Annotated in this window: 6 protein-coding genes; all 6 read right to left on the bottom strand. The window is 56.1% G+C overall.

Annotation, left to right across the window (positions count from 1 at the left end):
* Positions 1-82 precede the first annotated feature (82 nt).
* Positions 83-757: a glutathione S-transferase family protein gene (locus B3Z49_RS01075; protein WP_064780313.1), complete on the bottom strand. Its 675-nt coding sequence runs from the start codon at positions 755-757 to the stop codon at positions 83-85.
* Between the two features lie 218 nt (positions 758-975).
* Positions 976-2496, bottom strand: coding sequence for a cobyric acid synthase (locus tag B3Z49_RS01070; protein WP_296987574.1), 1521 nt, complete (start codon positions 2494-2496; stop codon positions 976-978).
* A gap of 51 nt (positions 2497-2547) precedes the next feature.
* Positions 2548-3174 (bottom strand): cob(I)yrinic acid a,c-diamide adenosyltransferase, encoded by a 627-nt coding sequence (gene cobO / locus B3Z49_RS01065; protein ID WP_296987571.1) that lies wholly within the window; start codon positions 3172-3174, stop codon positions 2548-2550.
* 53 nt (positions 3175-3227) lie between these two features.
* The gene (locus B3Z49_RS01060; protein WP_296987568.1) at positions 3228-4049 is read right to left on the bottom strand and encodes an endo alpha-1,4 polygalactosaminidase; all 822 of its coding nucleotides are present in this window, start codon (positions 4047-4049) and stop codon (positions 3228-3230) included.
* A gap of 124 nt (positions 4050-4173) precedes the next feature.
* Positions 4174-4875, bottom strand: a complete 702-nt coding sequence (locus B3Z49_RS01055; RefSeq protein WP_296987566.1) for a hypothetical protein — start codon at positions 4873-4875, stop codon at positions 4174-4176.
* A gap of 186 nt (positions 4876-5061) precedes the next feature.
* On the bottom strand, positions 5062-6588 hold a 1527-nt coding region (locus tag B3Z49_RS01050), incomplete at its 5' end, for a cobaltochelatase subunit CobN (protein ID WP_296987563.1).

Genomic DNA, 6588 nt, shown 5'->3' with positions numbered 1-6588 from the left:
CGATCAAGATCAGCGCGAAGATCGTAACTGGCGGTATTTAACCCGCCTTCAGGGTAGAATTCATCAGATATGGATGAATCCTTCATTCAAAATCCAGTTCCGCGTAATGACTTGATGGCGGGAAACTTGCCTGCCGATCCGCCAGAATATCGCGCATGGCAGGGCGGCTTTTGATCCGCATGTACCAGTCCTTGGCGCGTGGATGTTTCGACCAGTTGATGTCGCCCATATAGTCGATCACGGATACCTGTGCGGCAGCCGCCAGATCGGCCATGGTCAGATGATCACCGGCCAGCCAGTTCCGACGTTCGAACAACCAGCCGATATAATCCATGTGGTAGGCGCCATTGGTGCGTCCAGCGCGCAGGACCTTGGTATCGGGGGTGCCGGTCGAGAAGAAGCGTTTCAGCAGCTTCTCGCCGAGCAGATGGTCAGTGACCTCGCGATTGAATTTGCCATCAAACCACGCGACAAGACGGCGGATTTCGGCGCGTTCCTTGGGGTCGGATCCAAACAGTTTCGGCTCGTCCTCGTAGACCTCGTCGAGATACTCGCAGATGACGCTGGAATCACACAGCACCGTCCCGTCTTCTTCCCTAAGCACGGGCACTTCACCGGCCGGATTAAGCAGCAGGAAATCGTCACGCCGTTCCCATACCGGTTCGGCCGTGAGTTCGAAATCAAGCTTTTTCTCGGCCAGGACCAGACGAACCTTGCGCGAAAAAGGTGAAAGCCAAAAATGATATAACTGACGCATGAGCGTGAAGATACCCGACCAAGATGAACGTTTCGCAAAGACCCGGCATGGGGCGCAAACATTCCATAAACCGCAACGAAGCCGGTTCGTTTCCAACCCGGAACTGCAAGATATCTCAAACCATGCAACGCGCGCGAAGTAAAGACCTTCAAGCAGCCAGAACTGCAATTTTGCTATCCGTAACGCTCATGCCTGACAGAAAGCTTAAACACGCCGCGTCACGCCCGGCTTTTTGCCAGTTCCAGCATGCCATCCAGATCAAGGCAGGCTTCAAGATGATCGGCCAGCTCATCAAGGGCGGCATCAATACTGGCCTCAAAATGCGTAATGCTGTGTGCCTCGCCGGACCGCAATCCCGCCAGAAAGGCATGACGGAAATCATCGCTGGCAAACAGGCCATGCAAATAGCACCCCAGAACCCGTCCATCACCACTGATCGCGCCATCAGAAACACCATTCAGATCAAGCCAGCTTCGCGCCCGATCCGGGCCATCGGTCCGGCCCATATGGATTTCATAGCCATCCACGGCAATTCCGGCGACAAACCCGGCATGCCCGCCAACCGTAAGTCCCGTTGTTTTGCGCAGCGTCTTGTCGCCCGCCATGACGGTTTCAATATCAAGCAAACCAAGGCCAGCCTCGCTTCCCGGCGCACCTTCAACCCCGTCCGGGTCATGAACCATGTGGCCCAGCATCTGATATCCGCCACAAATACCGATCACATGACCACCCCGCCGATGATGGGCCAGAATATCGATGTCCCAGCCTTGCTCCTTGAGGAACCGAAGGTCGGCCATGGTCGATTTCGAGCCCGGCAACAGCACAAGGTCACAATCGCCCGGGATCACTTGCCCCGGCTTGATCACCAGCAATTCAACATCATCCTCGGCCGCCAGCGGATCAAGATCATCAAAATTGGCAATGCGCGGCAGATGCGGCACAGCAATACGCAGAACTGCGCCCGCGTCCTCCGTGGCCTTGCGGTGATATTTCCCGGCCTTTTCCAACGCCACGCCATCTTCGGCAGGCAGCTTATAGGCCCCCGGCCAATACGTTGCGATACCGTAACTTTCAAGGCCACAGGTGTCGTGAATGATGCCAGTCGCCGGTTCAAACAGCGACACATCGCCACGAAACTTGTTGATCACATAGCCCTTGAGCCAGCGACGATCACCCTCGGACAACAGCGCATGCGTGCCAACGATCGAGGCAATCACCCCACCACGGTCAATGTCGCCCACCAGAAGGACGGGAACCTGAACGGCCTCGGCAAAACCCATATTGGCAATGTCCGATGCCCGCAGATTAACCTCGGCAGGCGATCCGGCCCCTTCGATTAGGACAAGGTCGGCCCCCCTTGCCATGATCTCGAAGCTTTCAACCACCTTGGGCAGAAGATCGCGTTTGAGGCGATTATAATCGCGTGCCTTGGCGCTGGTCCGGACCTTGCCCTGCACCACGACCTGCGCACCGATATCACTTTGCGGTTTCAGCAAAACCGGGTTCATATGAACTGTGGTCGCAACACCCGCCGCACGCGCCTGAAGCGCCTGTGCCCGGCCAATTTCGCCGCCATCATCGGTAACGGCGGCATTGTTGGACATGTTTTGCGGTTTGAACGGGCGCACGCGAAGGCCACGTCTGGCATAGGCCCGGCACAATCCGGCCACCAGCAAGGATTTCCCGACATCGGAACCGGTACCTTGCAACATCAGGGCGGGGACAGATTGCGCACTCATTCCGGTTTCAAAACTTTCTTGTAAGCGGCCAGCTAAAGGATCAAGGCCGGATCAGAATTCGACACCGATCTGGGCCTTGATGCCCTGTTCGCGGAACGGGTGTTTGATCATGGTCATTTCCGTAACCAGATCGGCCGCCTCGATCAAGGTATCCGGGGCATTGCGCCCGGTCAGCACGATATGCTGATCAGGCAGTTTGTTTGCGAGTGCTTCAAGCACATCCTCAAGCGGCAGGAAATCATAACGCAGGACGATATTGATCTCGTCGAGGATCACCATCGAATAGCTTGGATCGCGCAACATCTCCAAGGCCTTGTTCCAGGCTTCACGGGCCAGCGCGACATCCTGTGCCCGGTTCTGGGTTTCCCAGGTAAAGCCCGCCCCCATGGCATGGAATTCACAAAGATCGGGGAATTTTTTCAGAAGCTTGGCCTCGCCGGTTTCCCAGCCCCCCTTGATGAACTGGACAACGCCGACTTTCATATCATGACCAACACAGCGCATCGCCATGCCAAAGGCCGAGGATGACTTGCCCTTGCCCTTGCCGGTATGGACAATGATCAGGCCCTTTTTATCGATCTTCTGGGCCATCATCTTGTCGCGCGCGGCCTTGATTTTCTTCATTTTTTCATCATGGCGCGCATTGATATCGACGTCTGGCTGGCTTTTGTCGGTCATTGTTTCTTCCCTTTGAAATGCCGGCCCAGAATGCGGCGAAAGTCCTACCGGGATCAAGGGCAGTTTTGCGGAGTTTGATCAAGATCCAAGTGGGCGATCACACCCTGAAATCCGTGCTGCTTCGCCGCCGGGCAAAAGGCGTTGGCATCGGCCCCTTCATCAAGATATTCGACGGCGAAAACCGGCTTATCTTGAGAGACATAAATATCAAACTCATGCATGAAGCCAAGTCGATGGGCCGATTCCAACAGGGCGAAATCCATCTGATCAACAAGATCGGGCACAAGATCGGCAACATTTTTCTGCCCGATGGCAAGACCGCGCGTATGGGCCTCAGTGATCAGCCAATTCACATAGCGCAGCTGATCGGCGCGCGTGATGTCAAAACCGGTTGGCTTACTGCTTTGGTCGGCTTCAAAGGCATCAATGTTATCAGGCTCAACCGCCAGAAACCCCTTGTCACGGCAAAGATCAAGACGGGCCCTGATCACATTGGCAAAAAGCTCAAACCGGCGGACATCAAGCCAGTTTTCGCCATCCCAACCCCAATAGGGCGCGCCGATCACATCTTGCGGAAACGCCTTCGCGTCATCCCGCCAATCTTCGACAGCCCCGACATTGATATAACAAATCGGATACTGGCCGGCAGCGCGCCAAGCCGCGACCTGATCGGTGGACGTATCAAAAAGATCGGCGCCGACAACGCGGAAGGCGTTATTGACATCAAGCGTGCCTTGAAGCTGCCAGTGAAACGGGCCGCTTAGAACGGATGTCCATACTTTTTTGGTATCCGCCTGTGCGGTTTGCCCATGCGATAGCAGACCGAGGAGGATGCCTATCCACAGACAAAAGGATTTCGAAATCAAGTTCTTCACGCGATGTATCTGCCCTGAAGTGTTGGGCAGTGAGTTTGCCCGCGCAAGCAAACCAAGACAATCCCGTAAACAAAAAGCGCGATCCCAAAGACCGCGCCTTTTACTCTGCTTGATCAATTAGGTTTTACCAATTGGCGCCTTGGCCTGTCGTCAGGCCAAGGTCACTGGTCACCAGATCCGCCCATTTATCGGGTTCGCGCATGTCAATATTGCGCAGTTCGGGTCGGCGCATCCGAGCCTTGTTAAACAATTGCAGGCGATCACCGGGCGACATGCGGCGCAGGCGGTCCAAGGCCTTGCGCACGGCCTCGTTGCGCGCGCCGGCCGGGCTTTGGAAGCTTTTCTCGACCACCTCAAGGCGTTTTTCCAGCCAGTCACGGCTGATCGCGACCTGTTCAATCAGGGTTTTGAATTCACGCACCACCGGGAAGTGATCCAGACGCAGATGGGCAACTGCAACAGCCGTGCGCCAAACCTGACGTTCGACCCCTTGCAGGTAGCGCCAGTAAATCTTCACCTTGGCATTGATTTCAAACTTGGTTTGGTCCGGACCCGGAAGGTGATGAGCAAGCTCTGTCATGCCGGCATGGAATTCATCAAACGTTACCGGCCGATGCACGCCGTTGAAACGTTCACGAACATCCAGAACTGCGCGAATGGCACCGCGCGCCGGGCGATAGCGCCCGTTGCCGTGCAAATCTGCACGCAACCATTCTGGCATGTCGAAATCAGAAAGCAGGGAGTTGACGATATCTGCATGCCTGTCATGGGCAGGCATTGGAGTTTGCAGATAATCTGGCAAACGAACGTTGGTCTTGATATCCATCGCGGCCTCCGATCTGTTCAATCAACCTGCTTCCCATGCAGGCGATCCGATAGGGGTGCCCCGTCCCTCACAACTTATTAACAGTTGGTTAATTGAGATATGGTGCGAAAACGTAACGTTTCAACTGCCCGGTTTGTTCCGACGGTAAAATTCCCGTGATTCCAATAACAAGCAACAGTTGACGCGTTAGCGTCCCAGATCGACGGAAACACTGTTGCGACGCGGCTGCCAAAGGCCGCGCTCGATCGCCTCATTCAGGCGGTCCTTGATGTCTTGCAACGCATCGGGATTGTGATCGGCGATAAATTCGCGCACCTCGGCATCGCCGAGATAGGCATCATAGACCAGATCGAAGTGATGATCGGCAACGCAGCGCGCGGTCGCGGCGAAAGCAAACAGATAATCGACTGTTGCCGCCATTTCGAACGCGCCCTTGTAGCCATGGCGCATCACACCCTTGATCCATTTGGGGTTCACGACACGCGCCCGAACGACACGGGCAATTTCCTCCTCCAGGGTGCGGATTTTCGGGCTTTCCGGGCGGGAATGATCACTGTGATAAACTGTGGGCTGTTTGCCGGACAGACTGCGCACAGCAGATGTCATTCCGCCTTCGAACTGATAATAGTCATCGGAATCCAGCAAATCATGTTCACGGTTGTCCTGATTGTGGACAATCGCATCGACCTTGGCGAGGCGGGTTTCAAACAGATCGCGTGCCGCCGTGCCCTCGGCGCCATTGCCATAAGCATAACTGCCCCAGGCAAGGTAGGCATCAGCAAGATCGCCTTCGTCTTCCCAGAGTTTTTCGTCAATCATCGCCTGCAAACCGGCCCCATAGGCCCCCGGCTTGGAGCCAAACACCCGGAAACCGGCTTGTCTGGCCGCCTGATCCGCATCCATTCCCTTAGCGCGAAGTTTCTCGGTTTCGGCCCTGATCCGCACGGCAATCGGATTGAGATCATCTGGCTCATCGGTTTGCCCGGCCACCGCCCTTACCGCACTGTCAAACAGGTCAATCAGACCGGGAAAGGCATCGCGGAAGAAGCCAGAAATACGCAGGGTGACATCAACACGCGGTCGGCCCAGAACCGATGCCGGCATAATCTCAAAGCCAGTCACCCGGCGTGACGCACTATCCCAGGTCGGGCGCACCCCCATCAGGGCCAATGCCTGTGCGATATCATCACCGCCGGTGCGCATGTTGCTGGTTCCCCAGACAGAGAGACCAAGGGCACTTGGCCATTCGCCGTGATCCTGCACATGGCGTTCCAGCAATAGCTCGGCCGACTTCCACCCCAACTGCCAGGCGGCTGGGGTCGGCACGGTACGGGTATCAACCGAATAGAAATTACGCCCGGTCGGCAAAACATCCGGGCGCCCGCGGGTCGGGGCACCGGAAGGGCCAGGTTCGACGAACTTACCAGCAAGACCACGCAGAAGGCCCTCGATCTCAGCCGGGCCGCACCCAACAACGGCAGGACGAATGTTCGTTTCGATATCAGAAATAACATCACAGACGGCCGACCACGCCGGATCGGCCTTCACTTTTCCCCTGACCAGATCACGTGCCAAAAACTCGATCCGTTCCACGGTATCGCCGGTGGTGCGCCATGGCCCGATATCTTCACCGTCATAATGCGCGAGAATTTCGGGCTTGGCCCCCGGCCAGAATTCGGCAAAGGCACAATCAAGCGGATCAAACGCCGGATC

The sequence above is a fragment of the Thalassospira sp. UBA1131 genome, from assembly GCF_002311515.1.
Taxonomy (GTDB): Bacteria; Pseudomonadota; Alphaproteobacteria; order Rhodospirillales; family Thalassospiraceae; genus Thalassospira.
The sequence above is the reverse complement of the archived record's forward strand: the minus strand, read 5'-3'. Positions and strand labels throughout refer to the sequence as shown.